Source organism: Coleofasciculus sp. H7-1 (assembly GCF_057473865.1).
On record NZ_JBYCCT010000054.1, the window covers coordinates 25276 to 45085 of the forward strand.

The window sequence follows — 19810 nt, forward strand, 5'->3', positions numbered from 1 at the left end:
AATTAGCAAACGGGCTGATTAATGAAAGCGCCCCGATTGATGTAGCGATCGCGCAAGCTGGATTCAGAGTGACTATCACAGTCCGATCAATTCTCGGTATTTTCGATTTGGCGCACCACGGTGAGGGCGGAGTAGCTGACGCCTGCGGTGCCTTCGCCGGGATGGGTGGAGTCTCCCACTAGCCACAAATGATTCACGGGTGTGCGGTTGGCAAAGCCAAAGGGACCAAAGGTGGAAACTCTTTGACCAATCCCGCCGACAATACCGCGATCGCGTGCTGTGAAGCGGGCAAAGGTGCGGGGTGTAGCGGCTTCTTGATGGACAATGGTTTCTGGTGTCAAGTGAAAAAATTGACTAAGGCGGGCGATCGCTTCCTCGGTATATTGTTGCTTTAGCTGTTCATAATCCTCAGATTGCCACCAATTCCGAGTGTCAACGAAGGAAGAGGCGATGATAGTTGCTTTGCCTTCTGGGGCGCGACCATCTCTAGGGTGACTCACTGAGACAAATAGGGAGTTATTTTCCCCAATCGGGCCATCATAATCGTAGAGAAACTGCAAATGAGGCGGACATTCTGAGGGAATAGCACTTCGATCTACACCTAGATACACCACAAATGCTCCCGACGATGGGGGCAGTTTATCGACTCGACGACGATATCGATTTGGGATTTTGGATTGAGAATTGGGAAATCCCTCTGGTTTATGTGTTTCCAACAGCTGCACCAGATTTTGCGCGGTGACATTGGCAACAACATGGTCGGCGGGTTCTGTCCAGACAACGCCGGTTGTTTGATGGCGAATGACGACACCAGTGGCTTTGCCATTTGTGGTGTGGATGCGTTCAACGGTGTGGCGCATCAACAGCTTGCCACCGTCTCGCTCTAAAGAGGAGACTAGGCGATCGCTCAACACCTGCATACTGCCTTTGAGATGAAATAGTCCCTGCGGCTCCTGGGAAACACTCAAAGCAGTGGCTGCATACAGCAGAGCCGTTTCTTCAGCATCTACCTGAGAATAAAGCTTGAGCTGCAAATCCAGAAACGTTCTCAGACGCTGATTATCGCCCAATCCATACCCCCGCAAAGCGTCCCCCACCGTCAAAAAAGTGTAGGGCAAAGTAATCAAAGTATCGGGACGAACCGCCGATACCAGCTGCCATAAGTCCCACAAATTTCGCGGCGGTAGCACCGGATCGCGCGATTGAAACGCCCAACTCGCTCGGAATAAAGTCGCCAACAGCTGCCAAAATGGTTCGCTTCCCGGAAACTGCCGAATTCGCTCCGCCTTCCACTTTTGGGGGTCGCGCCAGACGTTAATCGGTTCGGTTTCTCCCGGTAGATACACCGCACAAGCTGGATCGCAAGGCGTCGCCGCTGGTAGCTCAATTTCTAGTTCCTGAAAAATGCGGTGATGAATCCCTCCCGGTTCCAGTCCAGCCACCTGAGTCGCTCCTACATCAAAGGTAAATCCTTTGCGTTTAAATGTGGAAGCACATCCACCAGGCACCAGAGCCTGATCCAAAATTAATACTTGGTAGCCTCGACGAGCCAGTAATGCCCCAGCAGTAAGACCACCAATTCCAGCACCGATGACGACAACATGACGGCTTGGCATGAATTGAGAACGAGGATTCCCTCTTGGGAGACTTAATATTACGTTACATTAAGTTTCGGCTTCCTGACAGGTTCGCGCTCGACGATGAACAATCGGGATTTCAATGTAAAACTCAGTTCCTTGTCCGGGTTCTGAGAAACACTTCAGAACCCCGCCGTGCTTCTCGACCACAATTTGATGGCTAATAGATAAACCCAAGCCTGTCCCCTTGCCAACAGGTTTAGTGGTGAAGAAAGGGTCAAACAGTCGTGCTTTCACGTCTGGAGGGATGCCAGAGCCATTATCTCGAATCCGAATCACTACATGAGGACTGTCATCAATTGCGACAACCTCAGTGCGAATTTTAATCGAAGCAACTGGCGCTTGGGCATTGAGAATGGGGAGGTTTTGACCTAGAAGAGACTGTGTATGCAAATTCTCTATGGTGGCGATCGCTAAGTGCTGATAGCTGTACTCCTCTAAAACATCAATCGCATTGGTGAGGATATTCATAAACACTTGGTTCATCTGTCCAGCATGACACTCCACAAGAGGGAGATCGCCGTACTCTTTGATCAGCTCAATTCCCCGATTTCCCACTTTTGCTTTCAGTCGATGCTGTAAAATCAGCAGCGTACTATCTAACCCCTCATGAATATCGACTGCCTTCATTTCTGCTTGATCGAGCCGAGAAAAATTCCGCAAACTCAGCACAATCTGGCGAATGCGGTCTGCTCCCAGCTTCATGGAAGATAGTATATTCGGTAGGTCTTCCCAGACAAAGTCAAGATCGATATTTTCCTCATAAGCTTCGATTTCTGGTACTGGATGGGGATAATAACGCTGGTAGAGTTGCAGCAGGTGCAGCAAATTTTGGGTGTATTGATCTGCGTAAGCGAGATTGCCGTAAATAAAGCTGACTGGATTATTAATTTCGTGAGCAACACCCGCAACTAACTGTCCCAAACTGGACATTTTTTCGCTCTGAACCAGTTGGGATTGGCTGTTTTGCAGCGTCTGCATCGCTGTTTTCATCTGGGTTGCTTGTTGTTGTAAAGACGCGATCGCTCTCGTCTGTGCAGCTTCTGATTCTCCTAAAGCCTCCAGCGCCTGTTTTCGCTCGGTGATATCTTCGGAAATGCCCAATAAATATCGGGGAATTCCCGATTCGTCGAGAAGCGGGATTTTTTTAGTGTGCAGCATCCTCAAACCTTGATGCTTAGTCTGGATTGGCTCTTCCGGAATGTCCAGAAGTTTCCCAGATGCCAACACTTCGCGATCGCAATTTGTGAAAAAAGCAGCTTGCTCTGGCGGGAAAAAATCATAGTCGTTCATGCCTAACACTTCTTCGGGAGAATAACCAGTGAGTTCCTCGCTGGCTTTGTTCCAGAAGACAAACCGCAATTCATTCACTTCCTTAATAAAAATTCCCATCGGCAGATTTTCTACGATGGAATTTAATAAATTTTGAGTGGATCGCGTTGCTTCTTGTGTCTGTTTGCGCTCGATGATTTCCCTTTCTAATTGTTGATTTGTCTGCAATAACTTTTTGGTACGTGCTACCAAAACTTCCGAATTGGCGATCGCTCTTTCCAACTCAACATTAGCCTGATCCAGTTGGTGCATGAGTGTTCTTTTGGATTGGGAATTTTCAAACAGGAGCGAGTAATAACGCCTTAGAGCCATGAAAACTCCCACGACTAAAGCCACGAGTGGGACGATACCTCCCTGAATTGTCAGTATCATTGGGGAGCCGTTTTGCCCACCAAAGACTAATTTTAAAAGCTGCACTGAATGTTCTACAGCACAGCTCAAGAAGATTGCTAGAGTTGCGAGTATCAATGGATTGCTGAGTAGATGCTGCCCTCGGAGAAAAGCGCGATCGCTCAAAAATGCAGTCGTATAATAACAAGCTGCAATGAATGTATTTTTACTTACTGAAAGTCCACTCAGCATGAGTAAAACTCACTCCAGTTAAATTAAGCTTTAGTCTGGTCTAACTGACTAAAGCATAGTATCTGTCTATAGACTGATAAAGCTTTTGAAATTATTAAATTTCTCTAAAGATACTGATTTATTTCAAACTTTTTAAAATTTAAAATAAATATTTCATAAAAAAGGTATTTCAAAATACATAAATAAGTAAAATTTAATAAATAAGCCAGATTTTAAAGAAATGATTGACTCTCTCAATCAACTTTAAAAAATGGCAGTGAAAGGTGATACGCGCTAGACCCGACATGAGCGAGAAACTTTTTTTAAACATCTGGAGAGCGATCGGGCAATGCTGGGTAGCTGGCTGAGGAGACGGGTGCGGACTGAGTAAGATAAAAGGAGAAATAGCCGAGCGACGAACAACACATGACCTCAACTCTGCTCAAATCTACGCCACTCAACGCCCCTACTCTCCACCGCCTGCCTAACGGTTTAACGATTGTGGCGGAGCAGATGCCCGTCGAAGCCGTTAACCTGAACGTGTGGATAAATGTCGGCTCATCCGATGAGCCAGACCCCATTAACGGCATGGCTCACTTTCTAGAACACATGGTGTTTAAGGGGACGCCAAGACTCAAAAGTGGGGAATTCGAGCTACTGATTGAAGAGCGGGGTGCCGTAACAAACGCAGCAACCAGTCAGGACTATACCCACTACTACATCACAACAGCTCCCAAAGATTTTGCCCATTTAGCACCATTGCAACTAGATGTGGTGCTAAATCCCAGCATTCCAGAGGATGCCTTTCAAAGAGAGCGATTAGTCGTTTTAGAAGAAATTCGCCGATCGGAAGATAATCCTCGCCGTCGCACTTACCAGCGGGCGATGGAGGTGGCATTTGACACCCTGCCCTACCGGCGTCAGGTACTAGGGCCAGCAGCGGTGATTGAGCAACTGACGGCGCAGCAGATGCGCGATTTCCATGCTAGTCGGTATCAACCGCAATCGATAACAGCGGCAGTTGTGGGCAATTTGCCTGTCGAGGAATTAATTGAAATTGTGGCAGAGGGATTGACGAAGATAGGAGTCAGCACTCAGGAGTCAGAAGTCAAAAGTCAGGAAGCTATCACCCCAACCTTGACTCCCGAACCCGCTTTCCGGGAAATTGTCCGCCGCGAGTATGTTGATGAAAGCTTGCAGCAGGCGCGGTTAGTGATGGTGTGGCGAGTGCCTGGATTGACGCACTTATCCGATACCTACGCGCTGGATGTGCTGGGGGTGATTTTGGGACAAGGTCGGATGTCGCGGCTGTTCCGAGATTTGCGGGAAGATAGGCACCTAGTCACTAATATTGGGGTGAGCAATATGAGCCATCGGCATCAAGGTGTCTTCTATATTGGGGCGCAGTTGCCGGTAGAGAATTTGGCAGAGGTGGAAGCGGCGATTCTTGCTCATATTCGCACCCTCCAGACAGAACCCGTGAGTGAGGCAGAGATTTCCCGCTTCCGGACGCAAGTAGCGAATCGGTTTGTCTTTGGGAATGAAACGCCGAGCGATCGCGCCAACTTATACGGCTACTATCAAACAATGATGGGTGATTTGGCTCCAGCATTGAATTATCCGGCTCGGATTCAAGCGTTGGAGGCGGCGGATCTTCAGTCAGCTGCTCAACAGTATCTCTCTTGTGATGCTTATGGTGTGGTTGCGATTAAGCCTGCTAGCTAAAAGTTTTTTAACGCTCTCGGTACGCAAAGAAATCAATCTGGTTTCGCGCACCTTTGCGTTAAAATTTCTCCCATGTGGACAGAAATAGACGCTCAAATTACTCGCCTAACGGGTGAAAGGTTTCAAAGTCAGCAGCGGCAATCGGTTAGTGGTGGCTGCATCAATCAAGGCTATGCCGTCAGCGATGGACAACGCACCTACTTCATCAAAATCAACCAAGCGTCTTTGGTTGATATGTTTGAGGCAGAGGCGCTGGGACTCCAGCAAATGCTGGAAACTCACACTATCCGGGTTCCGAAACCGATTGGCTGGGGTACTGGAGGCAATTCTGCCTATATCGTGTTGGAGTGGCTGGAAATAGGGCGCGGCGACACCCATTCTTGGGAAGAAATGGGACGGATGTTAGCGGCGATGCACAAATGTGCTGGAAAAGACGCCTTTGGCTGGGACAGAAATAACACGATTGGTTCCACGCCGCAAATCAATAATTGGACAGCAGATTGGGCGGAATTCTATGCCAAGCATCGTCTCGGTTATCAATTTCAGTTGGCACGTCGCGGCGCTCATTTTCCCCAACAGGAGCAATTGCTGGCGGCAATTCCCGAATTGCTAGCGGATTATCACCCTCAACCATCGCTGGTTCACGGCGATTTGTGGGGGGGAAATGCAGGCTTTACGGCATCGGGAGAACCCGTCATTTTTGATCCGGCGGCGTATTATAGCGATCGCGAGGTTGATATCGCTATGACAGAACTTTTCGGTGGTTTCCCCCCAGCCTTTTATCGCGGCTATAACGAAGTATTTCCTCTAGATCCAGGCTACGAGCGCCGGAAAAGGCTCTACAATCTCTATCACATCCTCAATCACTTTAATTTGTTTGGCGGCGGCTATAGTTCGCAAGCCAACGGGATGATTGAGCGTATTTTGAGATAGAGGAATGAGCGATCGCGCCTTTAAATATCAGTGAAAGTAGAGCAAATTATTCGTCCTTTTGAAATTTGTCTTTAGACGTTGCTTTGCTTAAGCCTTCGTTTCAGTCCACCAGAGACTTAAGTCTTTGCCTAATAGCGCAAGTCGGTTAAGACCAACTAATAATATTAACAATTTAGTCTGTTTTAACGGAATGCCAGCTATTAGCCAGCGATTTAAATTGCTGGCGGACTATAGAGATTTTCACAAAAAGTATATTGCAATTATGGACCTCGATTCTGATTCTTAACAGCTTCAACCAGAACCTCTACAGCTTTCGCTTTTTGAGGGTCGTTTCCCCCAGCATATTCTAACTGGAACGGCACTTCAATATCTGGTTTCACTCCCTTGCCTTCTAAGCGTTCTCCATTCACATAAATATCAACTACAGCTAGATAAAGAAGGTTGCCATCTTTTAGCAAGAAAGGACGAGCCGCAACAACTGCTCCTGCTGTTTGGCTACCAACAACTTTTCCAATTCCATACTGCTCAAAACCGTAAGCTAAAATCTCTTTTCCGCTTCTGGTTCCCTTATTCACCAGCATCACAACGGGTTTTCTCCACTGATAATCTAAGGTGCTTTTTATCCCGTCTCTGGGAATTTGGGTTAATACTGGAACTTTTTTGGAAAAAATACTCAGATAATTCGGAGTAGCTCCACCCCAGCCATCTCTTAAGTCTAAAATCAACCCATCCGCATCTTTAAGCCTTCCATAAGCAATTTCTTCTTCCAGTAATTCCTGATATTGATCGCCAGCATAAGACCAGATATGGACATAGCCTAGTTTTCTTCCATTGCTTTCAATTATTTCGATACTCGACCGCATAGCGTCTAAGAAAACTGTAGTAGGTTTTATTCTTTTTGGAACTACAATTACATTTTTATTGCTGTTTGAATCGGGAGTCTGTTGAATCGATATACTGACTTCTTTCCCTGCTTTGTTAACAAAAGATTCAATTGGCTGATACTGATTGCCATCAACTGCTAATATTTGATCGCCTACTTTGAGTCCCGCTTGAGCAGCAGAACTGCCATCGAGAATAGCAGTGATAAAGGTCTTCCCATTTATCTCTTTAGTGAAAGCTCCGATGCCGGTGTACTCTAAGCCGTTGGGAAATAACTTTTGTATCTTTTCTAAGAAAGAACCTTGATTAAATATACCCAAAAGTTGATAGTAAGCGGGTTCTGTCTTCGGATAAAAGCCTATATGAGAAGTATGCAACTCAGATAGCATTTGATTGATGACAATTGATGCTTCATCAATAGATTTTGCCTGCTTGACTGAAGGTTTATACTTCTCTCGCATGGCTTTCCAGTCAATACCGTTAAATTTGGGATCGTAAAAGTTGTCATTGACTGTTTGCCAAACTTCTTCAAAAACAGCTAATGTCGGTGATTCTTGAAGTTTTGAACTGACGGGTAAAAGTGAAAATGTTAAAGTAAGAATAACTAAAATGCTAAGACTTAAAGTAGCCAAAAAACGGTTAAGCTTTATCATTTTTTTATTATTTAAATTTATCTTCAGTCAGTATAGCTTATCATCTACTTAAATCAGGGTAGGAAGTATCTCATTTTTACAAATATATGCTGCGGTTAGAAACCACACCTACACAGACAAACCCGCGTAGGAGGGTTTCAAATTCATTACTAGATGTTGTATGCTAGGCACTGTTAACCAATAGTTCTACAGATAGGTTGGTTTAGGTACAGTTACCTAAATTAGGGGATGCGAATGAAGCGATCGCCTATCCTACATCGCCATACCAAACTCTATTATAATTGCGCGATCCTAATGTGCCGAGGCTGAGCTTTAACTCGTTCTATCCAAGCTTGGATTGCTGGAAATCTTGTTAAATCAAATCCACCTTCATCCGCCACATGAGTGTAAGCAAACAACCCAATATCAGCAATCGTATAGCGTTCTCCCACCAAAAAATTACAATTTGTTAAATGCTTTTCCATAATCGTTAGCGCTGCATAACCTGGTTCGCGCTTTTGATTAAGTGCCTCCTTATATTCCTCCGCCTTGCCAAGGATAGAAATCCAAAATCGGGAAGTAGCAATATAAGGCTCATGGCTATACTGCTCGAAAAATAACCATTGCAACACTTTTGCGCGTTCAAAACGGTCGTTAGGCAAAAAATCAGTTCCTTCACTCAGATAAAAAAGAATTGCGTTGGATTCTGCCAGAAATTGACCTGATTCTATTTCCAAAACAGGAATCCGACCATTGGGATTTTTGCTTAAAAATTCTGGAGTCCGAGTTTCACCTTTGAGGATGTTAACTTCTATCCTATCGAAGGGAATTTCCAGTTGAGTTAACAAAAGACGAACTTTGTAACAATTACCAGAGGAGAAAAATTGATACAGTTTGAGCATATTTATACCTAAACTACTTCAATAGTGAATTTTTGGAGCGCGATCGCCAGTGCGTGAGCGTTAACAATAAGTATTGTCACACGCGAAGCTTGCCCGAAGCATAAGCTAACACATATCGCTTTTATCAGTATGGTCCCAAGAAGCGATCACCGTTGAAGTGGATGATGTGAGTCGGTGCCTCAGCTACCCAGACTTCCGTTTCCCAAGATATTTCATTCAAACATCTCGCCATATCGCTGCGGCGCTGAAAGGCGGTGACAAACACCAGTCCAGCTATTGATTGCAACTCCTCGATGGTTTAATTTTTAGTTTTTTCGGGCTGTTTTTTTACAATATCTATTCCAAGTTCCAGTGATAGCTGGCTATATTGAGTTGGTTGATGAATTTCTTTTGGGGAGATTTGTTGATTACTTTCTAAACAAGCTTTAACAGAATCCGCTAAAGCCTTTGCTAAGAGTGGAGGTACTGCATTACCAATCTGATTAAATTGACTGTTCTCAGAACCCTGAAATTGGAACCAATCTGGAAAACTTTGAAGACGCGCACCTTCAGGAACTGTTAGCCTTCTCCTACGTCCATCAGGTAAGCGTATCCGCAACATATCCCCCGTTGCACCGCAGAGATTTCGACAGGTTACTGTCCGAGAAGGGGTATCCAGATGAAGGTCTCTGGGTTTGATACATTGAGATGCTATCTCGTACTTTTTGACATACTCATCCATACTAGGCGTGAGAAATTTTGAGTTAGGTAGCGCGGAAAATGCTAGTTTTCCCAAAGCTTCACCGGCAGTGTAGGGTAAATGAAGATGAGTTTTTTCAGGCCATTTCCATCCTCCTTTGTGTGCCACACAAAGGAGGCGTTCTCTTTTTTGAGGAACACCATAATGTGCAGCGTTTAAAATTTCCCATTCAACAATGTATCCGAGTTCCTGTAAAGCTATAACAATTTCTTCAAAGTATGCCTTGTTGCGAAAAAGCATTCCCCGCACATTTTCAAATAAGGCAACTTGTGGACGATAACGCTCAACAGCAGAAATAAAAGTTGGGAAGCCATCCCGACCATCTTTTAGTCCTAGTTGATGTCCACCCACACTGAAAGGTTGACACGGAGGCCCACCAATAATTACTACTGCCTCCTCAATTAAATTCGATGATGGTGTTAAAGTTTCCTGGTGGCATGAACGATGCAGATTGTGTCGATAAGTCGCGCAGGCATCCTCTAAAATTTCATAACCAACGGTTTGAAAACCTGCGGCTTCAAAACCGAGAGCTAGTCCTCCACACCCAGCAAATAAATCGATAACTAAGAGTTCAGTTGCTGCCTGGGGAGAGAGTCGAAGCTCTTTTTCGACAAAATCAAGGCAAGGAAGACGGTTGCTGAAGATTGTTGTCTTCATCAAATCAACACTAAGGTAAGGAAACACTTAGGGAATAAATCGGGTGCGCGGAACTGCTAGGAGGGGCAGAGACGCAAGCGATCGCACTCTTCATCACCAAGTGCGATCGCTTCCTATCTTCCTAACACCTATTTAGTGATATTTTTCCTCGCCCGTTCAGAACGCGCCTCAGCTGATTCCATTACCTCAGCCATATTTTCCAGCACTTCTCCTGGATGATTTTCTAAGACTCTGGTAGACAAAGAAACCCGACCTTTACCTTCATCAATGTCAACAATTAGCGCTTTGATTATTTGACCCACCTGAAACAATGATGGTAGAGATTCGATGTAGGTTTGGCTTACTTGCTTAATATGCAGCAAACCAGTAATCCCATCCAGATCGACAAACACACCGAAGGGCTTCACGCCAGTAATTTTCCCCTCGACTAACTGCCCGATTTCTAACTGAGTGATGGCAACAGAACGAGTCGCTTCCCGTTGCGAAAGCACCAGTTTGTTGGTGTCAGCAGAAACTTCTAGAAAGCTAGCAGTTAGCTTTTCACCAACCAGCGACTCCAGGTTATCGCGTTCCACCAAGTGCGATCGCGGAATAAACCCCCGCAACCCTTGCACTTCCACCGTAACGCCCCCCTTATTGACACCAGTGACACGGGCTTGCACTGTTTGACTCGCTTCCTGCATATCAGACAGGTTATCCCACGCCTGCTTGATCTCCATCTGCCGCACTGAAAGCGTCACCTGACCATCTGCATCTTGCTCTCGGATAATCAGGAAATCCCGTTCTTCCTGCAACGGCAGCACAATGGATAAATCTGTTACCCGTCTCAACGACGCCTCATCAACGGGTAAAAAAGCCAAAGACTTGCCGCCAATGTCTACATAGGCACCATCGCTTTCGTGGGTTTCCACTTTACCGCGCACGACTTGTCCCTTTTGAAACTGGTAGTCGTGTTGTTCGAGAGCTTTGGCAAAATCGTCCATAGAAAATGACGATTTTGCATCTTGAGAAGAGGTCGATTTGGAATTCATGACAACTTATTGATTGAAAAAAAAGTAATTCCCAACTCGCTTACTGCTTGTATGGGAAAAAATTTATGCCGCTTGAAGTTCTTGTTCAAACAGCTGTTTTACCTGCTTCCAGGCATCGGCGGCTGTGGTGTCATTGTAACTGGCGCGATGGTCGCAGAAAAATCCGTGTTCAGCTCCATCGTAGCGAAAGACACGATGGGGAATGTGGTGTTTCTGTAGCTCCGCTTCAATTTGATCTACCTGTTCGGCGGGGATGCTGGCGTCCTCCATGCCGAAAAAGGCGTAAAGCGTGCCTTTGATGTCTTTTGTCCGCGCAATTGTTGGTTCGCCGCCGCCGGGAGTGTCAGTGGCAACGCCAGCACCGTAGAATGACGCAGTGGCTTTAATATCGGGTAAAGTAGCGGCGAGGTAAGCAACATGACCCCCAAAGCAGAAGCCGATGCAGCCAAAGACAGGTTTTACTTCGGGCAGGGCTTTGAGGTAATTGATTGCCGCCTGGATATCGCCTAGTAGTTCTGAGGCTTGAGTTTGCGCCTTGTACTGTCTGCCAATTTGAATGTCTTCTGGAGTGTAGCCGGTTTCAAAACCCGGAGCTTGGCGTTGAAAGATTGCAGGCGCGATCGCTACATAGCCTTCCTTGGCAATTCGTTCTGTTACTTCCCGGATGTGGGCATTCACCCCAAAAATTTCCTGCAACACCACAATCCCTGGAAAAGGCTCCTTCCTTTCCGGCATTGCCAGGTAAGCCGCAATTTCTAGATCGCCATTGGCAATTTTGAGGTTTTTTGTCCGAATCTTGCTGTCTGTCATGATAATTTTTCTCTGTCCTCTGCCATTTTTTTAGCAGATAGTGCTACTATTTTGTCTACCAGCAAATTGCCCTACTTTTTACTGTAATAAAGTATTTAAAAGTTTATGGAAGTGCTGCACCAATTATCGCATTTTTTTATCAAGGAAATTTATATAAAACGAACCATAGCTTTTTTGTTTAAGAAATCCCAATTTTTAAATAATTTGTAATCTTTGCTGGCTTTATTGTATAGTTTTGTGCGGTTATTGAAGAATTGCTGGCTGTCGAGAAAAGGGATTTTTGATGAAATGAGTCAAGAACTATAGCTGGCTTTTGTAATCATTAAAAACTCAAAAATTATCAAGGTGTAAGGGAAGGAGTTCGACCTTGGCAGACTGGAGAGAAAAAGAAAAACCGACCGGATTATTAACTCGGCAACTTACCTTCATCGCTATCGTTACCTTAACGGCGCTCATCGTCAATAAAATCATCAAGTCGTCACCTCAACCTTCCCCTCAGCATCTGTCCGCCATAGAGGTTCCTCAGGACAAGCCGGTTCATCAACAACTCCCCAGTGTCGAACCCGAAAATTTGCCGCCGAGGGAAATAATACCGCCAGGGAGTAGCGCGATCGCCGAAAGGGCACACGCCTCGCTAGAGCGCATACACTTGGCGATCGCACCTATCGCACCATCAAACCCGGTTCATCAGCAACTCCCCATTGTCGAACCCGAAAATTCGCCAAGTGAAACAACGCTTTGGGCGATCGCTCCATCACCCGCAGCCGAAAAAACCTTCCCAGTGCCTACTGAGTATCAGGGAAAAACCATTTATCAGGTGAAGCCGAAGCATCAGGAAAAAGTCATCGCCCTCACCTTTGATGATGGCCCTTGGGGTAAAACGACATTGCAAGTGCTGGACATCCTCAAGAAAAACGACATCAAAGCCACATTTTTCTGGGTAGGAGAGCAACTGCAAAGTTATCCAGCAGTAGCCCGACGAGTGGTTGCTGAAGGTCACGCCATTGGCAACCACACCTGGCATCATTCGTATCGTCAGATGGACGAGGCTAGGGCAGCAAAGGAAATTGACGACACAGCCGCACTCATCTACAAGACAACCGGAGTCACAACCTCTTACTTCCGTCCTCCCGGCGGCATCTTGCAAAATGGATTAGCGGCTTATGCCCAAAAGAACAACTACGCCGTGATGATGTGGTCGATTAACTCGGTGGACAGTAGTCGCCACCGCCTCGCCGCGCCCAAATTGGTCAAAAATATTCTCAAGAGTGCCTTCCCCGGCTCTATTGTGCTATTGCATGATGGTGGTGGCAACCATTCGACAACGGTTCAGGCTTTACCCCAGATCGTTGAGAAACTCAAAAAGCAGGGATATAAGTTTGTCACCCTGCCGGAACTGCTACAGAACCAAGAGACGACAGACGCCACTGATTCCGTCTCTACTGGGGAAGTAGAAACACAGATTCCCACTCTATTGGAGGAAATTCCGCACCCATCCGCAGAACAACCCGAAAATCATTTCCCTGGGTGAGATCGTTTTGGAGTTTAGATGTTGGATTGTAGAAGACTTGCAGCGAGTAGCGTCACGACAAATAGATAGGTCAATTGATCGGGAGGCAGAATATGGAAAAACCAGCGCGATAACTCAGCTTCTGTAGCGCATTATGCTATTAAAGAATTGCCCCTCTCACGGCTTCATGAGAATCAGAGTCCTTGGAGGCTCGCAAATGGTTCAATTTCATATTCAGCCAGACAGTGAAATTCCAGCGTCAAAACAGCTATTTGACCAAATGCAGTTTGCGATCGCCTCGCGGCAGTTTCCCCCTGGTCATCGATTGCCTAGCACTCGGCAGCTGGCAATGCAGACAGGTTTGCACCGAAATACCATTAGCAAGGTGTACCGGCAGCTAGAAGAAACTGGATTAGTGGAATCCCAAGCCGGATCGGGAATTTATGTCAGATCCCAAGGAAACGAGGGCGGCACTGGACACAGCGGCCCCATACACGAACAATATCCTCAAGCCTACAAGCTGGTACAGCACAGCCTGGATGACCTGCTCAACCAAGGCTGCACCCTCAACCAAGCCAGGGAACTATTCCTAGCAGAAATTGACTGGCGCTTACGCTGTAGTGCGCGGGTGCTGGTCACGGTTCCGTCACGAGACATAGGTGCTGGGGAGTTGATGGTTCAGGAACTGGAAAAATCTTTGGGGATACCCGTGCAGTTGGTGCCGATGGAGGAACTCACTAAAGTACTGGATCAAACCCACTCTGGTACTGTGGTGACTAGCCGCTATTTTATTGGGGATGCGGAAGCGATCGCTGCCCCACGAGCAGTGCGCGTCATCCCCGTCGATATTTACGACTACGCGCAAGAACTCAATCTAGTTCAACGCCTCCCTAAAGACAGCTGTATGGGTCTGGTGAGTCTCAGTTCAGGCATTCTCGGAGTTGCAGAAATTCTGATCCACAGCCTGCGCGGGGATGATTTGCTGGTGATGACAGCCCAGGTAAAAGACACCTACAAACTCAACGCGATCGTTCGCAGTGCCCAAACGATTGTTAGCGATCGCGCCAGTTTTGCCACCGTCAAAGCGGCAGTCACCGCCGCCCGTGAAGACATTATTCGTCCTCCGGAGCTATTATGTAGCGAAAACTATATTGGCACCAAGTCAATTAACTTGCTCAAGCGCGAACTCGGTTTAGGTTGACAATTTTGGATTTCGATGATTGAGACATAACTTATACCATTTGGCAGCATAAATTGCTCATTCAGGTGGGCAATCCCCACCTGCACCCTTCGGTTTAGGCTGAACTTTTGGATGAACAGATGCTGTAAGGTAGTCCTCAGGGATTCAAGTTTCTCACCCAGAAGCCCCTTTCTAAAATTGGCAATTCTTTTAGGAGCAAAGATGACAATTGACATGAAACCTTCTATGGGTTTATAAAGATGCCATTGAGAAACGCCCTGCTACTAGAGCTTTCCGACCCGATCCCATTCCAGAGTTGCCTAATCGAAGATTTTGTAACAACTCAAGTCAAAGAAGCTTTTAAAACCCCTCCACAGGTAGATGTTTGCTTTCTGCTCCTCTTAGGCTATGCCGCCGATGAACCAGTAAAACATGATCAGGACTTACGCAACATCACCACATCTGGGGGGCAACCACAAGGGGATTGCCCCTACAAAACGCTATATGTATAAGCTTTGCGTAAGTCCTGATGATGAGGGGCGCTTTGGTCTAGATCGGGTTTACTATGGCGATTATGGTGATTTCCGTCTATAGACTTATGAATAAGTTTTCAAGCGTGCCCCTCCGGATGATTGGCAGAAACCCGAATTAAGGGTATCATTTACACCTCAAGAACAGCCAAGTCGGCTCATGAAGGCTGAACGGTGGCGTCCAGACGGCTAGCTGCAACCGGCAACAGTTGCGATAGTAATCGGGAATAATTTTCCTCTAACGCCTGCTCATTGTTTTTTAAATAAAAGGCGCTCTCCCCCAACCGTTGCCAAAAGTGGCAATCCTTAAGCCAGAATCTGTGAAGATATCCTGACAGCTAAAACCTTTGTGCGGAACTCTGACTCCTGATGCTATGACTGCTGTGCCCCTACCTCGCCAGCCATCTCCATTGCCTGACGGCGGTACCACCGCCGAAACGACGCCTGTTTTTGCGCTCAAAGAACTGGTGGCGCGTTTGCATCGAGAACAGCGCAAGATTCAAGACTTACTCTCGTCGTTAGGGTTTGCCCTGCGTAGCTTCAATAACTTGAATCAGTTTTTGGAGTTAATTCCGCTGATGGCAACGCGGGTGACAGATGCCGATGGCGGCATTCTCATCCGGTTTTTGCCGAATGGTCAGGTGCGGCTAGAGCGGTTGCACTGTCAGGAAGGTCAGTCTTGTCAGGATATTCGCAAGGCGCTTAACACAGCAACCCGTCAGGCGAGTAATCCCTCGACAACGGCAGAAGGGATCGCCGCACCGCCATCATTGGATGCTCAACTGACCCGGTTTTTGGGACCAGACATTCAGGTATTTGGCACTCCGATTCTGGTGAAAAATACAGAGCGAGGGCGTCTTTATGTATTCAGCCGCGATCCCAACTATATTTGGACAGACACCCGGCAGAAGTTGGTGCGGTTAGTTGCAGATCAAACAGCAGTTGCGATCGCTAACGATGAACTCACCGTCGAACTCCGCCAAAAAGAACGCCTGGACAAAGAATTAGAAATTGGTGCCGATATCCAGCTACGCCTACTGCCGCGACAATGTCCTAATATTTATGGAGTCGAACTGGCGGCAAAGTGCCAAACGGCTAGTCGCGTCGGCGGAGATTACTATGATTTCATTCCCGCCAATTATGACCAGCTGCGATCCAAAACGAACAGCGATTCGGAAGTAGAAACCGCTCAAAGAGGATCGGTTCCCTGGAGCCTGGTGATTGGGGATGTCATGGGCAAAGGCGTCCCAGCCGGTCTAATTATGACGATGACGCGGGGGATGTTGCGAGCCGAAGTGCTAAACAGGCACTCACCCGCGAAGATTCTACAACATTTAAACCGGGTGATGTACGCCGATTTGGAAAACTCCCATCGGTTTGTCACCCTGTTTTATTCCGAATACGATCCGCAAACCCGCATCCTGTCTTACAGTAATGCCGCGCACCATCCTCCCTTGTTGTGGCAAGCGTCAACCCGTTCCATCAAGCGCCTGGATACCTGGGGAATGCTGATTGGTCTGGATGCCGATTCCCAGTATGAAGATGCCCAAGTACAGCTGTATCCTGGGGACACGATTATTTATTACACCGATGGTTTTACCGATGCGGCAAATCAAAATGGCGATCGCTTTGACGAAGAAAAGCTCAGCCGCACCTTCCAGTGGGCTTGCCAGCATTGCAATGGCCCCCAAGCGCTTTTAGATTACCTATTTGAGCAGGTACAGCAGTTTATCGGCCCAGCCAACCGGAACGGAGATGATATGACGCTAGTGGTGATGCAGGTCAAAAGTTAGTAGTCAGTAAGTAGGCGGATGCAATCAAATTGAAGATTTTCGTAGAGCGGGGAAAACGCCCTTGAAACCCAACACCTGCATGGGTTACGCTATCGCTAACCCGTCCTACAAATAATTAATCCCGCCTACTTAGTCATTAATCATTAGCATATGACAAATAACTAATCAGGTATAGCTAAGGCCTTCCCACTAGCCAAGGTGTCAGCTTTAGTGTTAATACAATCTGAACGGATGCGCGAGCAACTGCCAACATCTCTATTTGTTGTGAGGAAATCAGACTCATGGTGCTTAACGAAATGCACGAAATAATCGGTTTGTTGCCCAATTTGACCCACGGTTACGATACTGTATCGGTGTGGCTTTCGCACTCGCCGGTCAATTGGCCCGTCTTGGCGCAGCAAATCAGAGACCCAAAGGTGTTGGATCAGATGCAAAATGCCTTTAACTACTTCATTAAATCAGGACAAGTCTGGGCACTCCTAATTGGGCTGTTTTTTGGATACCTGATTCGAGGAATTACGGCTTAGTTAAGGGCATTTGAAGGTTTAAGAGTTGGAAGGTTGAAAGGTTGAATGTTTTGATACAACTTACTCGTGCTGAAATTTGCTATTGAGTAATATGCTTGCTTTGGCAAGCTTCAACCTGTTCGCCAAAGCAACTTTCAACCGGCACGCCTTTCAATCTGTCAACTTTCCAACGTTAACAACAAGCTCGTGACTGAACAAAAAACTTGGAGCCAACGGTTTGAATCGGCATTGCATCCTGCGATCGCTCGTTTCAACGCTAGTATCGGCTTCGACATCGAACTCATCGAATATGACCTCACCGGCTCTATTGCCCATGCCAAAATGCTCGCCCATACCGGCATTATTTCAGAGTCGGAGGCACAACAGCTAGTCGCAGGCTTAGAACAAATCCGCCAGGAATACCGGGAAGGAAACTTCAACCCAGGGATAGATGCCGAAGATGTTCATTTTGCGGTAGAGCGCAGACTGACAGAAATTACCGGAGATGTCGGCAAAAAACTGCACACGGCGCGATCGCGCAACGATCAAGTAGGCACCGACACCCGCCTCTACTTGCGAGATCAAATTTCCCAAATTCGCAGCCAGTTGCGCGAATTTCAGGGAGTTCTCATCGACCTTGCCCAGAATCACGTCGAAACCCTGATTCCCGGCTACACGCACCTACAACGCGCCCAGCCAGTCTCTTTAGCTCACCACCTCCTCGCCTATTTTCAAATGCTAGAGCGGGACTGGGAGCGGCTAGGAGAAGTCTATCAGCGCGTCAATGTCTCGCCCTTGGGGAGTGGTGCGCTTGCCGGAACCACTTTCCCCATCGATCGACACTACACCGCCAAACTGCTGAACTTTGATGGGGTCTATGCTAACAGTATGGATGGCGTGAGCGATCGCGACTTTGCGATTGAATTTCTCTGTAGCGCCAGCCTGATCATGGTTCACCTCAGCCGTCTATCAGAAGAAGTCATCCTCTGGTCATCCCACGAATTCGGCTTTGTCACCCTCAAAGATAGCTGCGCCACCGGCTCCAGCATCATGCCCCAAAAGAAAAACCCCGACGTGCCTGAACTCGTGCGGGGCAAAACAGGTCGCGTTTTTGGGCATCTGCAAGGAATGCTAGTGCTGATGAAAGGGCTACCCTTGGCTTACAACAAAGACTTACAAGACGACAAAGAAAGCCTATTTGACAGCGTAAAGACCGTTAAAGGCTGCCTGGAAGCAATGACCATTTTGTTGCGCGAGGGGATAGAATTTCGTACCTCTCGCCTTGCAGAAGCCGTCGCGGAAGATTTCTCCAACGCGACAGATGTCGCTGATTACCTAGCAGCGCGGGGTGTCCCCTTCCGGGAAGCTTACAATCTCGTTGGCAAGGTCGTAAAAACTTCCCTCGCTGCCGGTAAACTTCTCAAGGATTTGAGCTTGGAAGAATGGAAGGAATTGCACCCAGCTTTTGAGGCAGACATCTATGAAGCCATCTCTCCAAGACAAGTAGTTGCCGCTCGTAACAGTTACGGCGGTACCGGATTCGAGCAGGTGAGACAAGCGATTCAAGCTGCCCAGTCTCGGCTGAGTGCTGACAATAGGGCTGAGGACTGAGTAATGAGGACTGAGGACTGAGGACTGAGGACTGAGTAATGAGGACTCAATAGGGGATTTCTCAATTTCGCAAGAGAGTTTAGTAGCAGAGGAAGCATTTTCTTCTTCCTCAGCCCTCAGCCCTCAGCCCTCAGCCCTCAGCCCTCAGCCCTCAGCCCTCAGCCCTCAGCCCTCAGCCCTCAGCCCTCAGCCCTCAGCCCTCAGCCCTCAGCCCTCAGCCCTCACTCCTCAGCACTTAATCAATGGCTAACCCATCGCGCCGCCCATTGCTCCCATGCCTCCTCCCATTTTGTCTTCATCCTCCTCATTAGTTCTCTCTCCAGGCGATCTTTGACGCCGGAATTTAGAGAACCGACCCGTAGTTTGACGTTTACGAAACTTGCGGGCGTATGCTTGGTTACGCTGCGCCTTTTCTTTCTTAGGGTTACGGCGCTTCGCCATGTTCACCTCTTTGATATACAACTAAAAATGGTGCCTTTGGGTTTTCCCCCGCACCTGATGCTTGTTGGTGTTGCCAGTCACGCCCAAGGCTTGTAAAAGCAGGTGCTAGAATCTGCCAATCTGCCGCGATCGCCCTCTTTTGGGGGGTTCTCCTGCGGTCTGGCAAGGTTTGAGCTGCATCTGACGCCCCATTCATTTTGCACCATCCAGTGCCGAAATAGCCGTCTCTTTTTGCGAAATTAAAGCGTCTCTAGCAACTTCTCAGAACGTACTCTTGACCAAGCGAATCCAGAAAGAGAGTTGCTCCCCCAGAGCATTTTTTGGGCGCTGGAAGCCTCTGCCTTCAAACCTGTGGAAGAAACACCGAAACAGGCTAGCCTAAAAACGGCAGGTCGCTG

General features: G+C 47.3%; 18 protein-coding genes and 1 pseudogene. 8 read left to right on the top strand and 11 right to left on the bottom strand.

The genetic code is table 11. The features are described from left to right. Positions 1–86: 86 nt before the first annotated feature. Both crtD and AC2VDX_RS13535 read right to left on the bottom strand, forming a co-directional pair. Entirely contained in the window at positions 87–1616 is a 1530-nt protein-coding gene (crtD, locus tag AC2VDX_RS13530; RefSeq protein ID WP_378181613.1) for a C-3',4' desaturase CrtD, read from the bottom strand. A gap of 48 nt (positions 1617–1664) precedes the next feature. Continuing rightward, positions 1665–3551 (bottom strand): ATP-binding protein, encoded by a 1887-nt coding sequence (locus AC2VDX_RS13535; RefSeq protein WP_378181610.1) that lies wholly within the window; start codon positions 3549–3551, stop codon positions 1665–1667. A 405-nt stretch (positions 3552–3956) separates the two neighbouring features. On the opposite strand from AC2VDX_RS13535, the gene AC2VDX_RS13540 reads away from it, so the two are divergent. Both AC2VDX_RS13540 and AC2VDX_RS13545 read left to right on the top strand, forming a co-directional pair. Further along, complete coding sequence (locus AC2VDX_RS13540) at positions 3957–5255, top strand: M16 family metallopeptidase (protein ID WP_378181607.1); 1299 nt, start codon at positions 3957–3959, stop codon at positions 5253–5255. A 72-nt stretch (positions 5256–5327) separates the two neighbouring features. After that, positions 5328–6188: a fructosamine kinase family protein gene (locus AC2VDX_RS13545; protein WP_378181606.1), complete on the top strand. Its 861-nt coding sequence runs from the start codon at positions 5328–5330 to the stop codon at positions 6186–6188. 260 nt (positions 6189–6448) lie between these two features. Here the strand turns inward: AC2VDX_RS13545 and AC2VDX_RS13550 are convergent, their stop codons facing one another. The 6 genes and pseudogenes from AC2VDX_RS13550 to AC2VDX_RS13575 form a co-directional block, all read right to left on the bottom strand. Continuing rightward, positions 6449–7723 (bottom strand): S41 family peptidase, encoded by a 1275-nt coding sequence (locus AC2VDX_RS13550; RefSeq protein ID WP_378181602.1) that lies wholly within the window; start codon positions 7721–7723, stop codon positions 6449–6451. A 275-nt stretch (positions 7724–7998) separates the two neighbouring features. Further along, positions 7999–8604, bottom strand: a complete 606-nt coding sequence (locus AC2VDX_RS13555; RefSeq protein ID WP_378181599.1) for a glutathione S-transferase family protein — start codon at positions 8602–8604, stop codon at positions 7999–8001. 124 nt (positions 8605–8728) lie between these two features. Further along, a pseudogene (locus AC2VDX_RS13560) lies at positions 8729–8884 on the bottom strand (BsuBI/PstI family type II restriction endonuclease); the annotation flags it as partial. Between the two features lie 18 nt (positions 8885–8902). Continuing rightward, positions 8903–10000, bottom strand: a complete 1098-nt coding sequence (locus tag AC2VDX_RS13565; RefSeq protein ID WP_378181596.1) for a DNA cytosine methyltransferase — start codon at positions 9998–10000, stop codon at positions 8903–8905. A gap of 128 nt (positions 10001–10128) precedes the next feature. Then, the gene (locus AC2VDX_RS13570; protein WP_378181593.1) at positions 10129–11031 is read right to left on the bottom strand and encodes a S1 RNA-binding domain-containing protein; all 903 of its coding nucleotides are present in this window, start codon (positions 11029–11031) and stop codon (positions 10129–10131) included. A gap of 63 nt (positions 11032–11094) precedes the next feature. After that, a complete protein-coding gene (locus AC2VDX_RS13575; protein ID WP_378181590.1) occupies positions 11095–11841 on the bottom strand; it encodes a dienelactone hydrolase family protein in 747 nt (248 codons plus the stop codon). A 367-nt stretch (positions 11842–12208) separates the two neighbouring features. On the opposite strand from AC2VDX_RS13575, the gene AC2VDX_RS13580 reads away from it, so the two are divergent. From AC2VDX_RS13580 to argH, 6 genes are all read left to right on the top strand, one after another. After that, on the top strand, positions 12209–13372 hold the full coding sequence (locus AC2VDX_RS13580) for a polysaccharide deacetylase family protein (protein ID WP_378181587.1): 1164 nt from the start codon (positions 12209–12211) through the stop codon (positions 13370–13372). A gap of 196 nt (positions 13373–13568) precedes the next feature. Continuing rightward, positions 13569–14552: a GntR family transcriptional regulator gene (locus AC2VDX_RS13585; protein ID WP_378181584.1), complete on the top strand. Its 984-nt coding sequence runs from the start codon at positions 13569–13571 to the stop codon at positions 14550–14552. A 239-nt stretch (positions 14553–14791) separates the two neighbouring features. Then, on the top strand, positions 14792–15043 hold the full coding sequence (locus AC2VDX_RS13590; protein ID WP_378181581.1) for a hypothetical protein: 252 nt from the start codon (positions 14792–14794) through the stop codon (positions 15041–15043). A gap of 392 nt (positions 15044–15435) precedes the next feature. Further along, a complete protein-coding gene (locus AC2VDX_RS13595) occupies positions 15436–16854 on the top strand; it encodes a PP2C family protein-serine/threonine phosphatase (protein ID WP_378181578.1) in 1419 nt (472 codons plus the stop codon). A gap of 296 nt (positions 16855–17150) precedes the next feature. Continuing rightward, positions 17151–17381 carry a hypothetical protein gene (locus AC2VDX_RS13600; RefSeq protein WP_378181670.1) on the top strand — a complete coding sequence of 77 codons (231 nt, stop codon included), beginning with the start codon at positions 17151–17153 and terminating at the stop codon, positions 17379–17381. Positions 17382–17567: 186 nt separating this feature from the next. Next, positions 17568–18971 carry an argininosuccinate lyase gene (gene argH, locus AC2VDX_RS13605; RefSeq protein WP_378181575.1) on the top strand — a complete coding sequence of 468 codons (1404 nt, stop codon included), beginning with the start codon at positions 17568–17570 and terminating at the stop codon, positions 18969–18971. Here the strand turns inward: argH and AC2VDX_RS13610 are convergent. From AC2VDX_RS13610 to AC2VDX_RS13620, 3 genes are all read right to left on the bottom strand, one after another. Continuing rightward, on the bottom strand, positions 18923–19069 hold the full coding sequence (locus AC2VDX_RS13610; RefSeq protein ID WP_378181572.1) for a hypothetical protein: 147 nt from the start codon (positions 19067–19069) through the stop codon (positions 18923–18925). The genes argH and AC2VDX_RS13610 overlap by 49 nt on opposite strands. A 148-nt stretch (positions 19070–19217) precedes the next feature. Then, positions 19218–19412 (bottom strand): hypothetical protein, encoded by a 195-nt coding sequence (locus AC2VDX_RS13615; RefSeq protein WP_190414631.1) that lies wholly within the window; start codon positions 19410–19412, stop codon positions 19218–19220. Further along, positions 19396–19608 carry a hypothetical protein gene (locus tag AC2VDX_RS13620; RefSeq protein WP_378181569.1) on the bottom strand — a complete coding sequence of 71 codons (213 nt, stop codon included), beginning with the start codon at positions 19606–19608 and terminating at the stop codon, positions 19396–19398. Before AC2VDX_RS13620 ends, AC2VDX_RS13615 begins: the two co-directional genes overlap by 17 nt. Between the last annotated feature and the right edge of the window lie 202 nt (positions 19609–19810).